Origin of the sequence: Mesorhizobium sp. CAU 1732, from assembly GCF_039888675.1 — a bacterium.
GTDB lineage: Bacteria > Pseudomonadota > Alphaproteobacteria > Rhizobiales > Rhizobiaceae > Aerobium.
Genome location: NZ_JBDQQR010000001.1, coordinates 24,488 through 46,802 on the forward strand (window position 1 = coordinate 24,488; position 22,315 = coordinate 46,802).

A 22,315-nucleotide genomic window follows, 5' to 3' on the forward strand; every position below is an offset into this window, starting at 1 on the left:
TACGATGTTTGACGGCCTGTTGATGCTCGGCCAAGGCATTGGCTTCTTCCTCAATCCCGAATCGCTGTTCAACGTGGTCTGGGCCACGCTGCTGGGCCTGGCGATCGGGCTGCTGCCCGGCCTGACGGCGACCATGGGCGTCGCGCTGATGGTGACCGTCACCTACAAGATGGCCCCCGAACAGGCGATCCTGACGCTCGTCTGTGTCTATCTCGGCGCGATCTATGGCGGCAGCCGCACGGCCATCCTGCTCAACATCCCCGGAACACCGGCCGCCGCCGCGACCACGCTCGACGGCTATCCGCTCGCCCGGCAGGGCAAGGCCGGGCTGGCGATGGGCCTGTCGACGACATCGTCCACCCTCGGCACGCTGGTGGGCATCTTTTTCCTCGCGGTGATCGCGCCGGTGCTGGCCGAGGCGGCGATGCGCTTCGGCTCCTACGAGTTCTTCTGGCTGGCGTTGTTCGGGGTCATCATCTCGGGCCAGATGACCGGCAGCGACACGCCCATCAAGGGATACATCGCCGGTATTCTCGGCCTGCTCGCGGCCATGGTCGGCATGGAGAGCCTCCACGCCTACCAGCGCTTCACCTTCGGCATCCCGCAATTGGGCGCGGGCATCGACCTGATCCCGGCGATGGTCGGCGCGTTCGGGCTGGCGGAAATCCTGAGCACGATGAAGCGCCGCAACGACGCCCGCATCGTCTCGGTCAACGACCGCGTGATCCCGCGTCTCAAGGAAATCTTCCAGCACTGGCGCACGATCATCCGGTCCGGCCTGATCGGGACCTTCGTCGGGATCATCCCCGGCGTTGGCGAAGACGTCGGCTCGTGGACCTCCTATGCGGCCGCGAAACGGTTCTCGAAAAACCCCGAGGCGTTCGGACATGGCAGCCAGGAAGGGCTGATCGCCGCCGAGACGGGCGACAACGCGGTCGTTTCGGCGGCGATGATCCCGACGCTCACGCTCGCACTGCCCGGCTCGGCCGCCGCCGCCGTGCTGATCGCGGCGATGTATCTCCACGGCATCCGGCCGGGACCGATGCTGATGATCGAGAACCCGGCGTTTCTCTACAAGGTCATCGCCATGCTGCTGCTGGCGACCTTTGCCAATTTGATCTTCGGCCTGTCGCTGACCAAGCTGTTCATCAAGATCCTGTCGGTGCCGCGCGAGCGCCTGATGGCGGTGATCGCCGTCCTGTGCGTGGTCGGCTCCTTCGCCGTGACCCAGCGCATGTTCGACGTCTATGTCATGCTCGGCTTCGGCATCGTCGGCTTCCTGCTGCGGGAAATGAAGTATCCGATGGCCCCGCTGGTGCTGGGCATCGTGCTCGGCGACCTGCTCGACATCAATTTGCGGCGCGGCCTGTCGCTGAGCAATGGCGACGTCATGCCCTTCCTCACCCGGCCGATCAGCGCGGTGCTCTGCATGATCGTCGTGATCACCATCCTGATGAGCATCCCGGCGATCGGCAATCGCGTGACGGCGGCATTCAGGAAGCTGACGGGCTTTACCCGGAGCGTCGTGAAGCCGTAGGCAGGATCACGACGACATGGTTACGCCAGCGCGTGCATGACGCCGCGGATTTCCGCCAGCCCCTTGAGCCTGCCGATCGCCGGATAGCCGGCGCGGGCGCCACGATGCAGATCGTCGAGCAAGTCCTGGCCATGATCCGGGCGGAAGGGGATTTGCCAGTCCGAACGGCCGGACGCCACCCGCCTCTCCTGCTCGCGCAAGAGCGCGCCGACGACGGCCACCATGTCCACGTCGCCGCCCAGATGGTCGTCCTCGAGGAAGCCGGTGGGAACGCCCCTATGGTGCAGGGTGACGTTGCGCAGATGCGCGAAGGCGATCTTCGGGCCCAGACGATCCACGAAGCCGGGCAGGTCGACATCGTCGCGCGACCCGAGCGAGCCGGTGCAGAAGGTGATGCCGTTGGCGGGACTGTCAACCGCCTCGACCATGCGCCGGTAGTCATCCTCCGTCGACATGACCTTCGGCAGGCCCATCAGCGAAAACGGCGGGTCGTCGGGATGGCAGCAAAGGCGCAGGCCGAGCTTTTCGGCATGAGGAACGACCTCCTCCAGAAAGTCGTAATGGTGCCGCCGCAGCATCTCGGTGTCGATGGATGCATAGCGTTCGAGCTGCGCCCGCAGCGTCTCCACCGTCCAGCTTTCCACCGCGCCGGCAAGTCCCGCCACGATCGCGTCGGCCAGCGCGCTCTTCTCCGCATCGGACATGGCAGCCGCCCGCCGGTTGGCCTCTTCGACGATCTCGGCTGGAAATGCCGCGCCGGCTCCGGCCCGCCGCAGGATGTGGATGTCGAACACGGCAAAATTGACGAGATCGAACACCATCGCCGTGCCGCCATGCGGCAGCACATGGCGATGATCGGTCCGCGTCCAGTCAAGGATCGGCATAAAGTTATAACAAACGACTTCAAGCCCGCAGGCCGCGATGTTGTCGAGACTGGCCTTCCAGTTGGCGACGTGGCCGGACCAGTCGCCGCTCTGCGTCTTGATCGCCTCCGAGACGGGCAGGCTTTCGATGACATCCCACACAAGGCCCGTGGACCGGCTGTCGGGACCGGTCCCGACTTCCGCCTGTCGTTTCGCGATCTCGTCGCGCGACCAGACCTCGCCCGGCGGGACGTGATAGAGCGAACACACGATGCCTTGCGCACCCGCCTGACGCGCGTCGTTGACGCTTACCTTGTCGCCGGGGCCGAACCAGCGCCACGTTTCCCGCATCAACCGCTTCACCCGAACCTCCGCATGACCGCCACACCGCGCGTCCAAAACTTGTCATGCGCAGCTTTCTAGGATACTAGAATACATATGCTATAAGTTGACGACTGGCAAGCCGACCGGCATGCAGTGGGCAAGGGAGAGAGACGTGATCGGTGTCGGAATAGTGGGCGCAGGGATGGTCGCCGGAACCCATGTGCGCGCGCTGCAGGATCTCCGCGACATCGCGAAGGTCGAAGGCGTCTACAGCCGCAACGGCGACCGGCTTGCCCGGTTTTGCGAGGAATGGTCCGTCCCGCCCGCCAGAGACATCGACGATCTCTTGGCAAATCCGGCTGTCGATGTGCTGATCATCCTCACCCCGCCCAACGCCCGGCTCGACATCGTCAAAAAAGCGGCCGCCGCCGGCAAGCATATCCTTCTCGAAAAGCCCGTGGAGCGAACCCTGGCTGCCGCATCGGCGCTGGTGGATATCGCCCGGGACGCCGGCGTGGTCATGGGCGTGGTCTTCCAGCACCGTTTTCGCGACGTCTCGATCAAGCTGGCCGAACTGGTGGGCTCAGGCACGTTCGGCGCGCTCGGCTTCGCGCAGGTCAATGTGCCATGGTGGCGTCCGCAGAGCTATTATGACGAGCCGGGGCGCGGCACCTATGAGCGCGACGGCGGCGGCGTCCTCATCAATCAGGCCATCCACACGCTCGACCTTCTGCTAACCTATACGGGACCCGTCGCCGAGGTAACGGCCATGACCGCGACAACGCGCCTGCACCGGATGGAGGCCGAGGATTTCGCGACAGCCGGCGTCACCTTCGGCGCGGGCGCAGTCGGAGCGATCGTCGCGACAACGGCGTCCTATCCGGGAAGCCCGGAATCGATCGAGCTACACTTCGAGCGCGCCTCGACGCTGCTGCGGGCGGGTACGCTCACGGTCTCCTGGCGTGACGGCAGGATCGAAACCTTCGGCGAGGTTTCGGCCACGGGCGGCGGCGCCGACCCGATGGCATTCACCCATGACTGGCACGCTGCGGCGCAGCGCGATTTCATCGAGGCGCTGCGCGACGGGCGCCCGCCCGCGGTCACCGGCGAGGAGGCGCTCAAGGTGCACGCGCTGATCGACGCAATGAGCCTGTCCTCCAGGGAACGCCGCCCGGTTTCGGTCAGCGAAGTACAGGAAAGAGCACGATGAGCCGACCTGACGTCGTCGTCGCCGTGGTCGGTATCGACCATCGGCACATCTATGGCATGCTCCAGGGCATGGTCGATGCCGGGGCGACCTGCAAGGGCTGGTGGACGGAAGGGGAGCTGCAGACGATCGCCGGTTTCGTCAAGCGCTTTCCCGAGGTGCCGCGCGTCGCGGATCGGCGGACACTGCTCGACGATCCCGATATCGACCTCGTGCTCATCGCATCCGCGCCCCATCACCGCGCCAATCACGCCATCGAGGCCATGGAAAGCGGCAAGGACGTGATGCTCGACAAGCCGGGCTGCATCTCGCTCGATGAGCTCGACCGGGTCAAGAAAGCGGTGGACAGAACGGGGCGCATCTGGTCGTTGGACTTTTCGGAGCGCTTCGAGGTTCCGTCCGCGCTGAAGGCGCTGGAACTGGTGCGCGGTGGCGCGATCGGCACGGTCGTGCAGACCTTGTCGATGGGACCGCACCGCCTCAACCGGGCGACCCGGCCCGCCTGGTTCTTCGACAAGAGCCTCTATGGCGGAATCCTGGGCGACATCGGCACGCACCAGATCGACCAGTTCCTCACCTTCACGGGATCGAAGACCGCCCGCATCGTCACCGCGACGGCGCGCAATGTCGGCAATCCCCGTGATCCGGCCTTTCAGGATTTCGGCGAGATCATGCTCGAAAGCGAGACGGCGCGCGGCTATGCGCGGCTCGACTGGTTCACGCCGGACGCCCTGCCAGCATGGGGCGACGGGCGGCTGACCGTGCTCGGCACGGAGGGCTATATCGAGCTCAGGAAGTATGTCGATATCGAGGGGCGAGCGGGATCCGATCACCTCTTTCTCGTCAACAACGCCGAGTCCCGCTACATCGACTGCGCAAATATCCCGCTCACCTATTTCCGCGACCTCGCCGCCGACGTCGCGAACCGGACGCAGACCGCCATGACATTCGACCATGCGGCGGAAGTCACGCGGCTGGCACTCGAGGCGCAGATGATGGCCGACGGTCAGCGATAGGCGGCGTATCTCGCGGCCTAAGGCGTGTCACGCCGTCCATTCGATCCAGCGGCCGTGGAAATCGCATTTTGCGAGGCGCCGGGTTTCGCCCCCAGGCCATGTGGTCAGGCTCAGCGTCGCCCAGCCGCCCTTCGGGTCGCGCGGTTCCATGCGCAATCGTGCGATCGGCGCGTCCCGCGTCGCGGAGGACCCTGCCTCGTCGAGCGTGGCGAGGATGGATGCCTTCGTTTCCGCCGGCATGTACTGCCACATGATCGAATGGAACAGCACGAAGGCTGAAGCCTTGGGCCGGTTGGCGATCTGCGCTTTCACGAAATCGGCCGCGTCGGCCTTTTCCAGCCGGTACGGGTTCTGCCCGGCCAGCGCGATTGCACCGTCGAGCCGTTCGAGCCGCGCGGGCTGGTCCGGCCAGATATAGGAACGCAGGCGCAACTGCCCGTCGCGCTGTGCGACGTCGACCGGCGCGATATCGCAGCCATGTCGCGACACGATGTCGAGACCGCCGGCGAGCGGCAGGGTGCTGGATCGCAACTCGGACGTGATCTTCACCGGTGACGCGGCGTCGCCCCAGCTCGCGTCGCCATAGCGATAGAAAAAGCGGTTGAAGAGCAGGTTCAGCCCACCGCTTGAACCGATTTCGCACAGCGCCAATGGCAATCCGGTTTCGCGCGCGATCGCCAGGAAGCCCGGCAGCAGCATCGCCGACCGGGCGATCTCGTTCGTCTGAGGGGCCGAATCGAGTCCCGCGAAGAGTACGGCATCGTGCCGGCGAAACGCGTCGGCCACGGCCGTGGATAATGTGGCGTCGTCGGAGTTGCGGGGCGGGTAAGCGGCAACCAGAGCCGCGTCCGCCTTTTCGATCACCAGACGATGCAGACCGCCGCAAATGCGCAGCGCAAGCGCATCGGCCCTCGGATTGCCGGGCCATTCGCTGATCCGGCGGCCGGTCTGCGTGGTGTTTTCGACGATGCCGACGAGAAGCCGGCACAGTCTGGCGGTGAACGGCGAGCCTAGCTTCGCGCAGGCAACAGCCTGGTGTTCGAAATGCGCAGCGATGTCTCCGCCGAGCGCCATAGGAGCCGGGCCTAGACCCGACGCTCCACCATCATCTTCTTGATTTCCGCAATCGCCTTGGCCGGGTTGAGCCCCTTGGGGCAGGCCTGCGTGCAGTTCATGATGGTGTGGCAGCGATAGAGCCGGAAGGGGTCTTCCAGATTGTCGAGACGGTCGCCGGTCGCTTCGTCTCTGCTATCGATCAGCCAGCGATAGGCCTGAAGCAGCACGGCGGGGCCGAGATAGCGTTCGCCGTTCCACCAGTAGCTCGGGCACGAGGTCTGGCAGCAGAAGCACAGGATGCACTCGTAGAGACCGTCGAGCTTGGCGCGGTCCTCATGGCTCTGCTTCCACTCCTTGGCCGGTTCCGGCGACACGGTCTGCAACCAGGGCTGGATCGAGGAAAGCTGTGCGTAGGGCACGGTCAGGTCGGGCACGAGGTCCTTGACCACCGGCATGTGCGGAAGCGGGTAGACCTTGACGACCCCTGAGACCTCGTCCGCGCCCTTGGTGCAGGCAAGCGTGTTGGTGCCGTCGATGTTCATCGCGCAGGAGCCGCAGATGCCTTCGCGGCAGGAGCGGCGCAGCGTCAGTGTCGGATCGACCTTGTTCTTGATCCACAGGAGCGCGTCGAGGACCATCGGCCCGCAATCGTCCATGTCGACATAGTAGGTGTCGGTGCGCGGGTTCTCGTCGTCGTCGGGTGACCAGCGATAAATCTTGTACTCGCGCAGATTGGTGGCGCCGTCCGGCTTCGGCCAGACCTTGCCCTGCTGGACACGCGAGTTCTTGGGAAGCGTGATTTCAACCATTGTCTGTCCCCGCGATCAGTAGACGCGCGCCTTGGGCGCGATCTTGTCCAGGTTGATGCCACCCTGGGCTTCCGGCAGCATCGTCTCGGTGTGGACGGCGCGGTAGTCGAGCGTCACCTTGCCCGCCTCATCCACCCACGACAGCGTGTGCTTGCGCCAGTTGACGTCGTCGCGCTTGTCGAAGTCCTCGCGGGCATGCGCGCCGCGGCTCTCCTTGCGCGCTTCCGCGCCGTAGACCGTCGTGATGGCGCAGGCCATCAGATTGTCCAGCTCGAGCGTCTCGACCAGATCCGAGTTCCAGATCATCGAGCGGTCGTAGACCTTCACGTCCGGCAGTTCGCTCCAGATTTCCGAGATGCGCTTGCAACCCTGTTCCAGCGTTTCCTGCGTGCGGAACACGGCGGCGTCTTCCTGCATGGCCTTCTGCATCTTCTCGCGCAGTTCCGCGGTCGGCTTCGAGCCGTTGGCGTGGCGGATGCGGTCGAAGCGCTCCATGATCTTGTCGCAGGCGGCTTCGTTGATCGACGGGATCGCGGCTTCGCGGTCGATCACCTGACCGGCACGGATGGCGGCGGCGCGGCCGAACACCACGAGATCGATCAGCGAGTTGGAGCCGAGACGGTTGGCACCGTGTACCGATGCGCAGCCGGCTTCGCCGACAGCCATCAGGCCCGGCTGGATACGCTCCGGGTTGGCGGCGTCGGCGTTCAGCACCTCGCCCCAGTAATTGGTCGGGATGCCGCCCATATTGTAGTGCACGGTCGGCAAAACCGGGATCGGCTCGCGGGTGACGTCGACGCCCGCAAAAATCTTCGCGCTCTCGGAAATGCCCGGCAGGCGCTCATGCAGAACGGCCGGGTCGAGATGGTCGAGGTGAAGGAAGATGTGGTCCTTCCCCTTGCCGACGCCGCGGCCTTCGCGGATTTCCATCGTCATGCAGCGCGAGACCACGTCTCGGCTTGCAAGGTCCTTGGCGGACGGGGCGTAGCGTTCCATGAAGCGCTCGCCTTCGGAGTTGACGAGATAGCCGCCTTCGCCGCGCGCACCCTCGGTGATGAGGCAGCCCGCGCCGTAGATGCCGGTCGGATGGAACTGCACGAACTCCATATCCTGCAAGGGCAGGCCGGCGCGTGCGACCATGCCGTTGCCGTCGCCGGTGCAGGTATGGGCCGAGGTGGCCGAGAAGTAGGAGCGTCCATAACCGCCGGTCGCGAGAACGACCATCTTGGCCGAAAAGCGGTGGATGGTGCCGTCATCGAGGTTCCAGGCCACGACGCCGGTGCAGACACCGTCGGTCATGATCAGGTCGAGCGCGAAATACTCGATGAAGAACTGCGCGTTGTGCTTGACCGACTGGCCGTAGAGCGTGTGCAGGATGGCGTGGCCGGTGCGATCGGCTGCGGCACAAGTACGTTGAACCGGCGGACCGTCGCCGAAATTCTGCATGTGGCCGCCGAACGGGCGCTGGTAGATGCGACCATCCTCGGTGCGCGAGAACGGCACGCCGTAATGCTCGAGCTCATAGACGGCTGCGGGCGCTTCACGCGCCAGATATTCCATCGCATCGACGTCGCCGAGCCAGTCCGAGCCCTTGACGGTGTCGTAGAGGTGCCACTGCCAGCTATCCGGACCCATGTTCTGCAGCGAGGCGGCGATGCCGCCCTGTGCCGCGACGGTGTGTGAGCGGGTGGGGAACACCTTGGTGATGCAGGCGGTCTTGAGACCCTGTTCGGCCATGCCCAGCGTAGCACGAAGACCCGCGCCACCGGCGCCGACGACGACGACGTCGAACTTGTGGTCGACATACTGGTAAGCGCCCGAGGACGCAGGCCTGCTGGCGTTGTTTCTCGTATCGGCCACGCGTCAGCCTCCGAAAGCTATTCTGAGCAGCGCGAAGATCGAGACCGCGCCGACGATGAGTGTGAAGAAGATGTTGAGCATCAGCGAAATGAGCTTGCTCAGCTCATCGGTGACGTAGTCCTCGATGACCATCTGCATGCCGAGCTTCATGTGATAGAGCACCGACAGCAGCGCCAGCGTCAGCGTGACCGCCACGAATGGATTGGCGAGCGTCGCGCGCACATCCACGTAGGACGCATCGCTCAGCGCGATGATCAGGCCGATGAAGAACAGCGTCAGCGGAATATTGGCGACGGCGGTGACGCGCTGATACCAGAAATGGCCGGTGCCTTCGCGGGCCGCGCCCAGGCCACGAACGCGGGAGAGGGGCGTACGGAAATCGCTCATGCTCAAGCTCCCCGCGCGAAGTAGCCGACGACCCACAGCAGAAGCGTCAGGCCGATCGAGACGAACGGCATCGCCGTTGCGACTGTTGTCGAGGACTGCTTTCCGAGCGCCTTGCCGGTATCCATGACAAGGTGCCGGATGCCGCCCAGCATGTGATGGATCAGCGCCCAGGTGTAGGCGAACAGGATCAGCCTGCCGATCCACGATCCGTAGATCGCGCTCACCGTGTTGAACCAGTCTTCGGATGTCGCGGCGGCGAGCAGCCACGCGGCGACGAGGAGGATGCCGAAATACAGCCCCACACCCGTGATGCGGTGCACGATAGACATCACCATCGTCGGTATGGGCTTATAGATTTGCAGATGCGGAGACAGTGGTCTTGCGCGGGTGGCTGCGGATTTGCTCATGGCTCCCCCAATCTGGCGGTCGCGCGGGAGCCTTGCCTTGAAGCGTGATGCGGCAATGCCCGGTCCGTTTTGCGACCCTTGGCTGCCGGTCTTCTAGTGCGGTTTTTGCACTGCGTCAAAGCCGGAAAACCATGCGTGGCCGCTGATTTAGCAGCCATCCATGAACAGTCTGGAAACGGAACGCGGGTTCAATCGATTGAACCCGCCGCGTCGCATCAGAGGTGCCCCTGCGTAAACCTGGAATTTGCCGGTAAGCGAATCAGCGCATGCAGGTCTGGGGTTCGCTGCCGGCCTTCATCCAGAGCGCCTCACGTCCCTCGACGACGAGCGCAAGTCCGCCTTCGCCGTATCGGCTCGCCTGAGTCGGCGGCGAGGCAGGCAGGTCGTAGCTTTCGCCATGCGTATCGGTGAGTCGCACGGCCGTGCGGGCATTTTCGACGGTGATGCTGCCGTCGCTCCCGCAATTGTAGACGGCCCGCCTTGGCTGAACCGACGACGTGGACGACATGTCCTGGCCTTGCGACTGCTGCGGATCGGCCACGCAGGCGGTGAGAATGATCGTCACCAGGCAGGCCAGCCCAACGCGAAGGGCTGTCTGCCCGCTTTTGTTTTTGGTTTTCATCGGGCGGAGACTTATCGCCAATCGTGGCGAAAGATCAACGCCGCGCTGACAGGCGTGGCGCGTATGCGCGACGGACAGCTACTGATCCTCGAAACGGATGACGTGCGCGGTCCAGTCGGCAGGAGAGGCGATGCGCTCGTAGAGTTTGCGGCCGTCTTCCGGCTGGCGCGGCGCATTGAGCACCAGTCTGGACCATCCCCGCTCCTCGGCCTGATCGGCGAGAAGGTCGATCAGCGCCTTGGCGATGCCCTTCTTGCGATGCTCGTGATGCACGTAAAGGTGATCGACCTGTCCACAGCGCAGGCCCGAAATCGGATCGGGCAGATCGGTGAAGATGGAAAAACCGACGAGCGTTCCATCGATTCGCGCGCCCATCACTTCGGCCGTGCGATCCTGCAGCAGCATTTCGGCATAGAACGCGTCGGGGCGGCGCGGCGCTCCGCGCTTCAGTGCCTGCGTGTATGCCGCAAGCAGGGGCGCGAGATCATGCGCATCGTTGAGCCGCAGCAACGATATGTCGATCTGGTGGTTCAACGTCATGGCGCATCCTCCGTGTCTCCATGTCCGAATTTCCCGCGAGCCTGTCAATCGGCCCGCCCGGCGCGGAATTTCGCCTCGCGAATTAACCATGTTTGATGGAGAGGCAGAATCACGACGGGGCGGGGTCTTAACAATGATTAAGAAAGCGTTAAGTTTCAGGCTGAGGAGGCTTCGATTCCTCAGGGTCGGGAGCGATGCCATGAACATCAGCAAGCTTGCAGCACTAGCCTCGGTTTTCGGTGCATTGACGATCGCCCCGGCTGCGGCCGGTGGGCTTTATCAGGAGAGCGTCCACGCGGATTCCTTCGGCAATCTGGTGATCCAGAGCCCTGCCGGGTACAAGCGCATCATCGTCGGCCAGGGCTATGCGGCCGAATCCTACAACCTCACCGGCTCGTATTACGAACCGGAAGTGGTCTACCTCGACGAGCCGCGCGCGGTTCGTGACGTGCGCCGGTGCAGCCGGCCGCCCTATCTCTGGAAAGGCCGCAGTTACATGTACGGCCTGCCGGATCATGTCGTTCCGCAAGCCCCGATCGTCTGCGAGTGATATCGCCACGCGATTGTGATCGCCGCGCCGGGCATCGACCCGGACGGGCCGTCATTTCGTCACCTTTCCTGCTCCAATGGCGCAAAAAGGAGCGTCGATGAGCCAGGTCCAGACCGCAACCCGCCTGAGGCAGCACATCGCCTCGCTCGAAACGATGACGCGGTTCGTTCTCGCCACGCTGGCACTGGCGAGCGGCGTCTACACCTATCTGGGCGTGCGCAGCCTGCTCGACGGCGACGCCGCGCTCGTCTTTTTCGCGGCGATCGTCTATTCGGTCGCCGTTTCGGTCGGCATCTACGGCTTCTGGGTCTACCTGATCCGCTTCCTGCCCGAGCTCCGCGACGGCGCTTCACGCATGGCGCTCGTCGGCATCATGGCCATCGGCTCGCTGATGATCATCGCCATGTCGTCATGGCTGAACGCGGCCGCGCTGGCTGGCTCGGCCGCCGTCGAGCAGCATCTCGCCGTCACCCAGGAAGGCTACACGGCCGATCTCGACCAGGCCCATTCCAATGCGATCGGGGCGCTGTCGCTGCTGCCGGACATCCAGCGCGCCGCGGAGCGCTTCGCGAGACTGGCGGACGACGAACGCCAATCCGGCGCGCTCACCGGCACCTCCGGCTCCGGTTCGGTCGTCCAGCTCCTGACCCAGATGTCGGCCCAGATGCGCGAGCTCGAAAGGACGATCGAAGCGTCGCGCGGGACGGTAACGACGGCGTTCGAGCAAGGGCAGGCCCATCTCGCGACGATGCGCGGCCTCGTCTCCGCTCCGGGCTCGGTCGGGCCGAGGTCTGATGCATTCGCGCAGGAAACGGTCGCGCTCGCAGGCGTGATCGCATCGCTGGAACAGACCTCGATCGCGCCGTCGGTGGCGCGCGCGGCCTCGGACCTGTCGGTCGGTTTCATCGCCCCTGTCGCAGGCGGCGGCACGAACGACCTCGCCGGGCGCCAGACCCAGGTCATGGACACGATCCGCACATCCGTGGCCGCGCAGTCGGAAGCCCTGTCGAACGCCGCGGCCGAAATCATGGCCCAGCCAAAGGTCGCCGAGCGCCGTTTCGTGCCGCTTTCGTCCGCCGAGGCGGTTCTGCTCTACTGGTCGAGTTTCATGCCGAGCTGGGCCGGCGCGATTTCGATCGATCTGCTGCCGGGCGTGCTGGTCGGCATTCTTGCCGTCGCCCACGGAGCCATGCGCCGCAGCGAGGAGAACATGTCCGACGCCGAGCGCATCAGCGCGGCCGACATGCTGCGCTCGCTCGAGATTCACGAGACCCTCATAGCGCGTCGGCAGGCGGCCGCGCTCCGCGAGAAGGCGTTGCGCGACGACGCGATCGGGACGCCGGCCAAGGCGGAGCCCGACGACCCGGCAGCGCCACCTTCCTCGACGGAAAACGTCACCAAACTGTCGATGGCCGAAAGGAAGCGACACGAACCATGAGCAATCAGCAGGCACTTTTCGGCAGCGCGACGCAGCCCGGTCTCTTCAAGCGCTACGTCACCCGCTTCGACGACGGCGAGATCATGCGGTGCGCGTTCTACGGCCTGTTGATCGGCGCGGCGATGGTGATCGGCCTTGATATCAAGGCGCTCTACGACGAGCGCGCCGCGCTCGACCCGCTGCCGACCGGCGGCACCGTCTATGTCGAGCCTGTGCTGCCTCCCGCCGTCCGGACCGGAACCACGCAGGCGCCGAGCGTCGATCCGCGCGAGAACGTCACGCTCGATGGAGACGCGCTGCGCACGCCGATGACATTCGAGCTTCGGCCCGGCGGCGTGCTGGCCGCCGAAGGCAGCATCGATCTCGGCGCCGCGGACCGGTTCGCGAGCGAGATCGAAGCGCGCGGCGAATACGTCAGGACGCTGTCGCTGAACTCGCCCGGCGGTTCACTCGAGGATGCGATGGCGATCGCGCGGCTGGCGCGCGACAAGGGATTGTCGACGCAGGTTCCGGACGGTGCGCTCTGCGCCTCGTCATGCCCGCTCGTCATGGCGGGTGGCGTGGTTCGTACAGCCGGCGAGAAGGCGGCGATCGGCCTGCACCAGTTTTACGCGGCGACGAACGCCGTCAGCGCCCCGGCGCAGGCGATGTCCGATGCGCAGGCGACGGCGGCGCGCATCTCGCGCTATCTCATGGAAATGGACGTCGATCCCACACTGTGGCTGCATGCGCTCGATACGCCGCCCCAGTCGCTCTACTATCTCTCGCCGGACGAACTTGCCAAATACCGGCTTGTGACCAGCGGTACGCCTGTCGCCAGCCGATAGCCTCACTTCGTCGCGAATGTCCTTCCGCCTTCGATGATGTGCTCCATGCGCGAGACGCGCACGCAATCACGGCCGGTCCGCTTCGCCTGGTAGAGTGCCGCATCTGCGCGCGCCATGAAGGACGCGGGCGTTTCGTTCAGCGACAGTTCCGCGACGCCGAAGCTTGCCGTGAACCGCGCTTCCGGAATGTCTTCGAGCGCAATGCCCGAAAAATTCCCGCGCACGCTCTCGGCCAGAAGCCGTGCCGCCGCGAGATTGCTCCCCGGCAGCACGACGGCGAACTCCTCGCCACCGACACGGCCCAGCACGTGATGCGACGCGCAACTGTCGCGCAATGTCCGCGCAAACAGCGTGATCAGCCTGTCGCCGACGCCATGGCCGTAAGTGTCGTTGACGTCCTTGAAGTGATCGAGATCGCAGATGACGAGCGATAGAGGAAGGCCGTTGAGCGGGTATCGCCGGACGAGGCCTTCCATCCGCTCCTCGAAGCCGCGCCGGTTCAGGAGCCCGGACAGAAGGTCGGTTTCCGACTTGGCGGTCATGTCCTTCATGATGTCCATCATGAGCGCGAGCAGGAGAAGAAGACCCGTCGCGACGATGAGCACCGCGCCCAGCGACTGGGACAGCATGGCGTAGGTCGTACCGAGATAGTCCTGAGGACTTGCGCCCGACCCGCCGACCAAACCCGCCAGAAGCGGCTTCGACAGGAAGTGCAGGGAGCTGACGATAAGAAACCCGCCGAGAAGATTGTCGATCACGCGGCGGGTATGCACACGGAAGACGATCCACGCGCCGATGGCCTGCATCATGCTGAACGGCGTCTGGTAGAGATACATGCGCAGGAGCGAATCGCGAGGCATGTCCAGGGTCAAGGTAATCGCCGCCATGGAGAGCGCGAACGCTGCCGTCAGAAGCGCGCGTGGCACGGGCACGCCGAAGCGCCGCGCGATGCCGATGTTGAGGAGCAGAAGCGTCAGCAGAAACGCGGTATGCCCGAGAAACACCGCCAGTCCGACATTCGAAAACGTCGAGATCGACACTTCGAGCACGGCATAGAGCATTCCTGTCGCATAAGCGGCCGCAAACCAGCGTGCAGATCGGTACTTGCTGTCGTAGATCGCGATCACGACGAAGGACGTGCAGAAAAGCCCTGCTATCAGAAGGTTTATCGCGAGGATAAAGGAAGCGCCGCTCATATCTGAATCCGATTATGACGGCATTGTCGGAGCAGTCGCCGAATATCCCGTTAACGGTGAGGCTGACATCGGAAATACCGGGCAGCCACTCAGATGCCGCCCGTGATATCCGCCAGGAAACGCTTTTTGCGGCGCGGCGTGACCGAGGGCGCAGACGCCACACGCACGCAATCGCGGCCTGCCTTCTTGGCATCGTAGAGCGCGAGGTCCGCGCGGGCGACGAGTTCCGTCACGCCTTCACCTTCGACCCACTCGGCCACGCCGAAGCTCGCCGTGAAACGCGTCGATTCGGGCAGGCCCGGGATAGCCAGGGTGCTGAAGGACGTCCGGACGCCCTCCGCGAAAAGCCGGCCGGTGCCGAGATTGGCTCCGGGCAGGAGAACGGCGAACTCCTCGCCCCCGATGCGGCCAGCCGCATGCCGTGTTCCGATGCATGTGCTGAGGCACTGCGCGAAGGTCGCGATGACGCTGTCGCCACACGCATGGCCATAGGTGTCGTTGATCGCCTTGAAGCGATCGAGGTCGCAGACGATCAGCGCGACCGGCATGCCCATGCGGCGTGCGGACCGAAGCAACATGTCCGCGTCTTCCTCGAACCCCCGGCGATTGAGCAGACCGGACAGAACGTCCGTATTCGATTCACGCTTCAGATCGTCCATTACGTCGAGTGCGACGGCGCTGATCAGGATCAGAGCGAATATCAGCAGGAAGATCGCCGCCAGGAATATGAGCGTGATCCAGTAGAGCGATTCATATAAATTGACGTGATTCTCCGACAGGGGGTCGATCGAAAGAACCACGATGGGCCGAAGGAACAGGCTCAATCCCCATATGCAGGCCGTCCACAGCAGCACGTTGTCGACCATCCTGCGCCGCGCCACATGGTGAAGTTCCGCGGCCAGCACCAGCGAGATCGCGCCGAAGGTGAAGTTGATCGCATAAACCCGCCAGGTAAGACTCGGCTGGACGATCTCGAACCAGCCATAGGCCGTCAACCCCGCACACGCTATGGCGATGAGCGGTTTTAGCGGAACGGTCCTGCCGTAGCGCGACAGCGCGCCCAGCGTCAGGGAAATCCCGCCGCCGATCACCAGCACGTTGGAAATCAGCTTCGAGATCGGCAGGCCGAACGGAAGAAAATACTGGAAGAGAAAGCCGCCCCCGAAGGCGACATAGGCGAAGCCCAGCGCGAGAATATAGCGGCGGTTGCGCTGGTGCAGCCAAAGCAGGAAGAATGCCGCCGACAGGATCAGCGCCATTCCCGGATTGATGAGCGCGATGAAAAGATCCCTGCTCAAGCCACCTACCCATTGCCGCAAGGCAGGAAGGCTATCGCGCAGGCACCAACAACTCGTTAAGAATTCGTACCCGCTCCGCGAATGCGAGGCGGGTACCGGTCTTCATCAGACTACTGCCAGTCGCGGATGTCGACGAACTTGCCGGCGATCGCGGCTGCTGCGGCCATGGCCGGCGACACGAGATGCGTGCGGCCCTTGAAGCCCTGGCGTCCCTCGAAATTGCGGTTCGAGGTCGATGCGCAGCGTTCGTGCGGCTTGAGGCGATCGTCGTTCATGGCCAGGCACATCGAGCAACCCGGTTCGCGCCAGTCGAAACCCGCCGCGATGAAGATCTTGTCGAGGCCTTCTTCTTCGGCCTGCGCCTTCACGAGGCCCGATCCGGGCACGATCATCGCATCGACCGTCGAGGCGACGGTCTTGCCTTCGACGACCTTGGCGACGGCGCGCAGATCCTCGATGCGGCCATTGGTGCACGAGCCGATGAACACGCGGTCGATCGCAATGTCGGTCATCTTGGTACCGGCGGCCAGCCCCATATAGTCGAGCGCGCGCTTCTTGGAGTTGCGCTTGTTTTCGTCTGTGATCTCGTCCGGGTTCGGCACGACGCCGGTGATCGACACGACGTCCTCGGGCGACGAGCCCCAGGTGACGATGGGCGGCAGCTTGGCCGCATCGAGCACGATGACCTTGTCGAAATGGGCGCCCTCGTCGGTATTCAGGGTACGCCAATAGTCGAGCGCCATGTCCCACGCCGCGCCCTTCGGCGCGCGCGGCTTGCCCTTGACGTAGGCGAAGGTCGTCTCGTCCGGCGCGATCAGTCCGGCGCGCGCGCCGCCTTCGATCGACATGTTGCAGATCGTCATGCGGCCTTCCATCGACAGTGCGCGGATCGCCTCGCCGGCATATTCGATGACGTAGCCAGTGCCGCCGGCCGTGCCGATCTCGCCGATGATCGCCAGGACGATGTCCTTGGCGGTCACGCCCTGGGGCAACTGCCCATCGACGCGCACCAGCATGTTCTTGGCCTTCTTCTGGATCAGCGTCTGGGTCGCGAGCACATGCTCGACCTCCGACGTGCCGATGCCATGGGCGAGCGCGCCGAAGGCGCCATGCGTCGAGGTATGGCTGTCGCCGCAGACGATCGTCATGCCGGGCAGGGTGAAGCCCTGTTCGGGGCCGACGATATGCACGATGCCCTGGCGGACGTCGTTCTCGGAATAATACTCGACACCGAAGTCGGCGGCGTTCTTCGCCAGCGCCTCGACCTGGATGCGGCTCTCCTCGTTCTTGATGCCGTTCTTGCGGTCCGGCGAGGTCGGAACGTTGTGGTCGACGACGGCCAGCGTGCGTTCCGGCTGGCGAACCGTGCGTCCGGTCATGCGCAGGCCCTCGAAGGCCTGCGGGCTGGTGACCTCATGGACGAGATGGCGGTCGATATAGAGCAGGCAGGTGCCGTCGTCCTGGCGGTCGACGACGTGGTCGTCGAAAATCTTGTCGTAAAGCGTGCGCGGTGCGGTCATATGCGTAAATCCGTCGATGGCGAAACTGGGGAAATGGCCGGCATCAGCCGGCAGGCGCAGCTCAGCCCGCGCGGGCGAGAAGCGCGCCGGACACCCACGCAAAGAACCGCGACGGCAGGCGCTTATGGTCCTGCAGCACGAAGCTCTTGTAAGCCGGATGTCCGAAGAGTTCTTCCATGACGCCGCTCATACCAGCCTTTCGGGCGGGCGGCAATCTTCCGCCGTTCGTACTCGGCTACCGCCCGGTCGGCGCGTCATCGTCCTTCTGGGCTTCGTCGCGGGCTTTGTGCGCTGTAACGGCCTTCTCAAGCGGATGCATAAGCCCGAGGATGACGATGGCGAGCAGGGTCGCATAGCCCGCGATCTGCCAGAAACCGAGACCGGCGGCGAGACCGATCGCGCCGGCGAGCCACAGGCCGGCGCCGGTCGTCAGGCCCTTGATCTCGCCACGCGCGAAGATGATCGTGCCTGCGGCGAGAAATGCCACGCCGGCCGTCACGGCTTCGATCAGGCGCAATGGATCGAGGCGCGAGGCGTCGGCGTCGAACTGCGCGCTGTGGACGATCTCGATGCCGAGGATAGCAAAGGCAGCGGCGGCCAGCGCCACCAATATATGCGTGCGCAGGCCCGCCGGGTGATTGCGCCATTCACGCTCAAAACCGATCACCGCGCCAAGAAGAGCCGCGATCGCCAGCCGGGCCGCGATGACAGAGAACGGCAGCCAGGTCGGATGGCCGATATCGTCGAGAATCTCTTGCACACGCGTTCCCCCCTCGGACGTCGATGCCATCAAACGCCGTGGCGTGACGCAGGTTCCGCTGTCGATTCACCGGTATGAACGATTGCGCGGCTAAAGAATCTCGAAGACGAACGCCTTCACGAGAACCTCCGGCTCGGCACATCGTATGTCAACATGTGCATATGTAAATTAGATAATGATCTCATGATCTTACGCGCACACAAGATCGATTCGCTCTTGTGCACCGCACAAACTGGACGACGGGACTGGAATTAGAGTAATTTGATTATCAGTTCACTACACCACTACGCGGCAAGGGCTTACGGGAGGAGCTGTAAGCAACTGAAATATCTGAATATTCTGAATATTCTGAATATTCTGAATCAGTTCGGGATACGTTCCAAACTGTAACGTTACGGCATTGACTCAAAGTTCGGCAGTCGCTCATAACATTCGTGTCTACGAACGAAGAAACCGCCACTAACTCCCCCAGTAAGCGACGGTTCTCCAAGTTCACATCCCGCTCAATCTGGTCGATGGGCGCGGGACACGGCTATGTTGCATGCTGGTTTTGAGTCAAAAACCGGCCGTGGTCAAGCCCATCGTCTTCACATTAGGAGACAATGGCTATGGCCAATCTTCCGGATTATCCGAGCTATACACTCACATTTGACGATGCAGTCGAGGTTCACCGCATGTTGTGGGAAGGCTGGTTTCAGAACCGAATCGCAGCCAATTTCGACGTGAACCCCGGCCGTATTTCAGAGGTTAAGCACGGTACGTTACACGTTGGCAGTTATGATGTAGCTCGCCAGCGTTACGGTGATCGCGCGGCCTAATAGCAGGGAGCCCGTCACTCGTCGGCGGGCTTCTCTCTTTGTCTCGCGATCATAGTCGGCCGCCCATCCCGCATAGGCGCGGCCAAGCTCTTCCGGCGTCTGCGCGGCATAGACCGCATCGAGGGCCGCTATGGGCTCGTCACGCATTCTTCGCTCCCTTTCGCATGCGCCGTTCCAGCCCGCGCAATGCCAGCGACAGGCTGACGGTCAGCAGGAGGTAGATATAGGCGACGATGGAGTAGGTCTCGAAGAAGCGGAAGGAACCGGACGCGTAGACCTTACCCATCTGGGTGATGTCGGCGACGCCGAGCACGGAAACGAGCGACGAATCCTTCACCATCGCGATGAAGTCGTTGCCCAGCGGCGGCAGGATGGTGCGCAGCGCCTGCGGCATCACGATCAGCCGAAACCGTTGGAACCGCGACAGGCCCAGCGCCTTGGCAGCCTCGACCTGACCGCCGTCGACAGACTGGATTCCCGCCCGAAACACCTCCGAGATGAAGGCTGAATAGCCGATCGTCAACGCCAGGATCGCGCGCCACAACAGCGAGATATCGCGAACCAGAAGCTCCCCGACGATCCCCGCCTCCCGGAGAGGGCCGGTCGCCCAGTTCCAGCCCGCGACGAAGGCCGGGACGCCGGCAAAAGCGATCCAGAACAGGAGAACGAGGATCGGCACGCCCCGGATGATCTCGACATAGAAGCGCGCGGTCTGGCGAAGCGGTTTCGAGCCCGACAGCGCCATCAGCGCGATGCCCAGCCCAAGCATTGTGGCGAGCGCGAACCCGACGATCGTCACGAAGATCGTGATGCCGATGCCGCGCGAGACGATCGTGAAGACCTGCGAATAGAGAGCGCTGTTCGCGATCGCCAGAGCCGTAGCGACCGCAAGCGCGACAGCCGCGACCAGCCAGTAGGGGAAATCCTCCTGAGACGATGAGGACGGCTTCACTCGCCCAACGTGTAGTCGAGGAACCACTTCTTGTTCAGCGCGTCGAGCGTGCCGTCCGCCCGCAGCGATGCGATCGCGGCATTCATCGGTGCGACGAGGTCCGAACCCTTGGGAAAGATGAAGCCGAAATCCTCGGACCCGAGCGGCCCGCCGATCACCTTCAGCTTGCCCCCGGACGATTCGACATAGCCGTTGGCCGCGACGCCATCGGTCAGCACCAGATCGACATCGCCCGTCAGCAGCGCCTGTACGGTCGCGCCGAACGTCTCGAAGAGCTTGATGCGCGGGTTCTGCTCGTTGCCGTCGAGAATGTCGTAGACCGAGACGTAGAACGGCGTGGTGCCGGGCTGGGCCGCGATCAGCCCGCTCTCGAGCCCGGCGAACTCCTTCTCATCGTTGAAGCGATCTTCGCCTGCACGCACCAGCATGCGCATCTCGGAATGCATGTAGGGGTCGGAGAAATCGACCTTGTCCTTGCGGTCATCGCGGATCGTGATGCCGGTCATGCCCATGTCGTACTGGCCGCCGGACACCGACTGGATCATCGCGTCCCAGCTCGTGTTCTGGTACTCGACCTTGAGATTGAGCCGCTTCGAGATTTCGGCCAGCGCATCATACTCCCAGCCGATCGGGTCGCCTGTCTTGGGATCGATGAATTGCAGCGGCGGATAGGCATTCTCCGTCACGATCACGATCGACTTGCCGCCGAGGTCCGGCAAATCCTGAGCGAGCGCCGGTGCCGTGAAGAGTGTTGCAAGCGCCGCAATCGAAGCGAAAAGGCGGATCATCGGGGGTTCCTCAACTGGTGTCTGCGGGAAACTAGCCGCCCGACGATGCTTTTGCCAAGCACCGTCGGGCGGGTCGGTTCTTGCCGGACAGTTCAGGCAGCGCTCGGCTGCGCGCCGACGTCGAGAATGTCGATCGTACCCGCGCCGTCGTAGCGGTCCTGGTCGAGGATGCCCTGGCGCTTGGCGACGATCGTCGGCACCAGTGCCTGCCCCGCGACGTTGACCGCGGTACGGCCCATATCGAGGATCGGGTCGATGGCGAGCAGCAGGCCCACGCCGGCGAGCGGCAGGCCGAGCGTCGACAGCGTCAGCGTCAGCATCACGGTCGCCCCGGTGAGGCCGGCCGTCGCCGCCGAGCCGATGACCGAGACGAAGACGATCAGGATATAGTCTTCGATGCCGAGCTGAAGCTGGAAGAACTGGGCGACGAAGATCGCGGAAATCGCCGGATAGATCGCCGCGCAACCATCCATCTTGGTGGTCGCGCCGAGCGGCACGGCGAATGCCGCGTATTCGCGCGGCACGCCAAGCGCCCGTTCCGTGACCGCTTCCGTCACCGGCATCGTGCCCACCGATGAGCGCGACACGAAACCGAGCTGGATCGCCGGCCAGGCACCCGCGAAGAAGCGCACGGGATTGAGGCCGTGCAGGATGAGCAGGATCGGATAGACGCCGAAGACGACGAGGGCGAGGCCGATATAGATCGCGATCGCGTACCAGCCGAGCTGCGCGAGCGTATTCCAGCCATATTGCGCCACGGCGTTTCCGAGCAGGCCGATCGTGCCGATCGGCGTCAGCCGGATCACCCACCACAGCACCTTGCGCACGATCGCCAGCAGCGAACGGTTGAACTCCAGGAACGGCTCGGCCGCCGCCCCGACGCGCAGCGCCGACGCGCCGATGACGATCGAGATCACCAGGATCTGCAGCACATTGAAGTTGAGCGCCGTGGTGGCTCCTTCATCGGCGAGCCGGGTCGAGGCCTGCAAACCGAGGATATTGGCCGGGATCAGCCCCTTGAGGAAGTCGAGCCAGGAGCCGGTGGTCGAGGGCTCGCGGGCGGCGTCCGCCAGAACCTGCGTGTGGACGCCCGGCTGGATGATCAGGCCGAGCGCGATGCCGATCATGACGGCGATCAGCGCCGTGATCGCGAACCACAGGAGCGTCTGCCAGACCAGCGCAGCCGCGTTGGACAGGTCCTTCAGATTGCCGATCGACGCGACGATCGCCGTGAAGATCAGCGGCGGCACCAGCGCGCGCAGGAGCTGGACGAAGATCGAGCCGACGGTGGAGAGCGTGGTGGCCAGCCAGTTGGGATCACCGGCCGCGTCGGGTCCCATCGACCGGGCGACGAAACCGAGGGCGAGGCCGATCACCATGGCCGCAAGCACCTGGAATCCGAACGAATAGTAGAACGGCCGGGGAGCGGCCGCGGTGGTCTGGGAAGAAAGGGGCATCGCAGTTAGCCTTGAAACAGGGAACGGCAACCGACCATCAACGGTGGAGGCCGCATTTTGTTTCCATATAGGCCTGAAAACGC

22 protein-coding genes are annotated in these 22,315 nt (G+C 64.0%); 6 read left to right on the forward strand and 16 right to left on the reverse strand.

All coding sequences use genetic code 11. From position 1 onward, the window contains the following. Positions 1–4: 4 nt before the first annotated feature. A complete protein-coding gene (locus AAFN55_RS00125) occupies positions 5–1,537 on the forward strand; it encodes a tripartite tricarboxylate transporter permease (protein WP_347796858.1) in 1,533 nt (510 codons plus the stop codon). Between the two features lie 20 nt (positions 1,538–1,557). Here AAFN55_RS00125 and uxuA read toward each other — a convergent pair whose 3' ends face one another. Then, positions 1,558–2,751, reverse strand: coding sequence for a mannonate dehydratase (gene uxuA, locus AAFN55_RS00130; protein WP_347796859.1), 1,194 nt, complete (start codon positions 2,749–2,751; stop codon positions 1,558–1,560). Positions 2,752–2,896: 145 nt separating this feature from the next. Between uxuA and AAFN55_RS00135 the strand changes: the two genes are divergently transcribed. Both AAFN55_RS00135 and AAFN55_RS00140 read left to right on the forward strand, forming a co-directional pair. Next, on the forward strand, positions 2,897–3,934 hold the full coding sequence (locus AAFN55_RS00135) for a Gfo/Idh/MocA family oxidoreductase (protein WP_347796860.1): 1,038 nt from the start codon (positions 2,897–2,899) through the stop codon (positions 3,932–3,934). After that, positions 3,931–4,947: a Gfo/Idh/MocA family oxidoreductase gene (locus tag AAFN55_RS00140; RefSeq protein WP_347796861.1), complete on the forward strand. Its 1,017-nt coding sequence runs from the start codon at positions 3,931–3,933 to the stop codon at positions 4,945–4,947. Before AAFN55_RS00135 ends, AAFN55_RS00140 begins: the two co-directional genes overlap by 4 nt. Before the next feature lie 27 nt (positions 4,948–4,974). On the opposite strand, the gene AAFN55_RS00145 is transcribed toward AAFN55_RS00140, so the two are convergent. From AAFN55_RS00145 to AAFN55_RS00175, 7 genes are all read right to left on the reverse strand, one after another. Beyond that, positions 4,975–6,021 (reverse strand): DUF2332 family protein, encoded by a 1,047-nt coding sequence (locus tag AAFN55_RS00145; protein WP_347796862.1) that lies wholly within the window; start codon positions 6,019–6,021, stop codon positions 4,975–4,977. Positions 6,022–6,032: 11 nt separating this feature from the next. Beyond that, positions 6,033–6,812 carry a succinate dehydrogenase iron-sulfur subunit gene (locus tag AAFN55_RS00150; RefSeq protein WP_347796863.1) on the reverse strand — a complete coding sequence of 260 codons (780 nt, stop codon included), beginning with the start codon at positions 6,810–6,812 and terminating at the stop codon, positions 6,033–6,035. 15 nt (positions 6,813–6,827) lie between these two features. Then, positions 6,828–8,672, reverse strand: coding sequence for a succinate dehydrogenase flavoprotein subunit (sdhA, locus tag AAFN55_RS00155; RefSeq protein WP_347796864.1), 1,845 nt, complete (start codon positions 8,670–8,672; stop codon positions 6,828–6,830). 3 nt (positions 8,673–8,675) lie between these two features. Next, positions 8,676–9,059, reverse strand: coding sequence for a succinate dehydrogenase, hydrophobic membrane anchor protein (gene sdhD, locus AAFN55_RS00160; RefSeq protein ID WP_347796865.1), 384 nt, complete (start codon positions 9,057–9,059; stop codon positions 8,676–8,678). 2 nt (positions 9,060–9,061) lie between these two features. Beyond that, positions 9,062–9,466, reverse strand: a complete 405-nt coding sequence (gene sdhC / locus AAFN55_RS00165) for a succinate dehydrogenase, cytochrome b556 subunit (protein WP_347796866.1) — start codon at positions 9,464–9,466, stop codon at positions 9,062–9,064. 259 nt (positions 9,467–9,725) lie between these two features. Next, positions 9,726–10,088 (reverse strand): hypothetical protein, encoded by a 363-nt coding sequence (locus tag AAFN55_RS00170; protein ID WP_347796867.1) that lies wholly within the window; start codon positions 10,086–10,088, stop codon positions 9,726–9,728. A gap of 78 nt (positions 10,089–10,166) precedes the next feature. Beyond that, a complete protein-coding gene (locus tag AAFN55_RS00175; protein ID WP_347796868.1) occupies positions 10,167–10,628 on the reverse strand; it encodes a GNAT family N-acetyltransferase in 462 nt (153 codons plus the stop codon). A 199-nt stretch (positions 10,629–10,827) separates the two neighbouring features. Here AAFN55_RS00175 and AAFN55_RS00180 point away from each other — a divergent pair, with 199 nt between their 5' ends. From AAFN55_RS00180 to AAFN55_RS00190, 3 genes are all read left to right on the forward strand, one after another. Continuing rightward, a complete protein-coding gene (locus AAFN55_RS00180; protein WP_347796869.1) occupies positions 10,828–11,178 on the forward strand; it encodes a hypothetical protein in 351 nt (116 codons plus the stop codon). Positions 11,179–11,275: 97 nt separating this feature from the next. Continuing rightward, on the forward strand, positions 11,276–12,616 hold the full coding sequence (locus tag AAFN55_RS00185; protein ID WP_347796870.1) for a hypothetical protein: 1,341 nt from the start codon (positions 11,276–11,278) through the stop codon (positions 12,614–12,616). Continuing rightward, complete coding sequence (locus tag AAFN55_RS00190; protein WP_347796871.1) at positions 12,613–13,443, forward strand: hypothetical protein; 831 nt, start codon at positions 12,613–12,615, stop codon at positions 13,441–13,443. The genes AAFN55_RS00185 and AAFN55_RS00190 overlap by 4 nt, the downstream gene beginning before the upstream one ends. A gap of 2 nt (positions 13,444–13,445) precedes the next feature. On the opposite strand, the gene AAFN55_RS00195 is transcribed toward AAFN55_RS00190, so the two are convergent. From AAFN55_RS00195 to AAFN55_RS00230, 8 genes are all read right to left on the reverse strand, one after another. Then, complete coding sequence (locus tag AAFN55_RS00195; protein ID WP_347796872.1) at positions 13,446–14,639, reverse strand: GGDEF domain-containing protein; 1,194 nt, start codon at positions 14,637–14,639, stop codon at positions 13,446–13,448. An 89-nt stretch (positions 14,640–14,728) separates the two neighbouring features. Then, on the reverse strand, positions 14,729–15,937 hold the full coding sequence (locus AAFN55_RS00200; RefSeq protein ID WP_347796873.1) for a GGDEF domain-containing protein: 1,209 nt from the start codon (positions 15,935–15,937) through the stop codon (positions 14,729–14,731). A gap of 110 nt (positions 15,938–16,047) precedes the next feature. After that, positions 16,048–17,457 (reverse strand): 3-isopropylmalate dehydratase large subunit, encoded by a 1,410-nt coding sequence (leuC, locus tag AAFN55_RS00205; protein ID WP_347796874.1) that lies wholly within the window; start codon positions 17,455–17,457, stop codon positions 16,048–16,050. A gap of 235 nt (positions 17,458–17,692) precedes the next feature. Next, positions 17,693–18,217 (reverse strand): MgtC/SapB family protein, encoded by a 525-nt coding sequence (locus tag AAFN55_RS00210; RefSeq protein WP_347796875.1) that lies wholly within the window; start codon positions 18,215–18,217, stop codon positions 17,693–17,695. A gap of 761 nt (positions 18,218–18,978) precedes the next feature. Next, positions 18,979–19,182 carry a hypothetical protein gene (locus AAFN55_RS00215; protein WP_347796876.1) on the reverse strand — a complete coding sequence of 68 codons (204 nt, stop codon included), beginning with the start codon at positions 19,180–19,182 and terminating at the stop codon, positions 18,979–18,981. Continuing rightward, the gene (locus AAFN55_RS00220) at positions 19,175–19,987 is read right to left on the reverse strand and encodes an amino acid ABC transporter permease (protein WP_347796877.1); all 813 of its coding nucleotides are present in this window, start codon (positions 19,985–19,987) and stop codon (positions 19,175–19,177) included. Before AAFN55_RS00220 ends, AAFN55_RS00215 begins: the two co-directional genes overlap by 8 nt. Then, complete coding sequence (locus AAFN55_RS00225) at positions 19,984–20,775, reverse strand: transporter substrate-binding domain-containing protein (protein ID WP_347796878.1); 792 nt, start codon at positions 20,773–20,775, stop codon at positions 19,984–19,986. Before AAFN55_RS00225 ends, AAFN55_RS00220 begins: the two co-directional genes overlap by 4 nt. 92 nt (positions 20,776–20,867) lie before the next feature. Next, positions 20,868–22,232, reverse strand: a complete 1,365-nt coding sequence (locus tag AAFN55_RS00230) for a dicarboxylate/amino acid:cation symporter (RefSeq protein ID WP_347796879.1) — start codon at positions 22,230–22,232, stop codon at positions 20,868–20,870. Between the last annotated feature and the right edge of the window lie 83 nt (positions 22,233–22,315).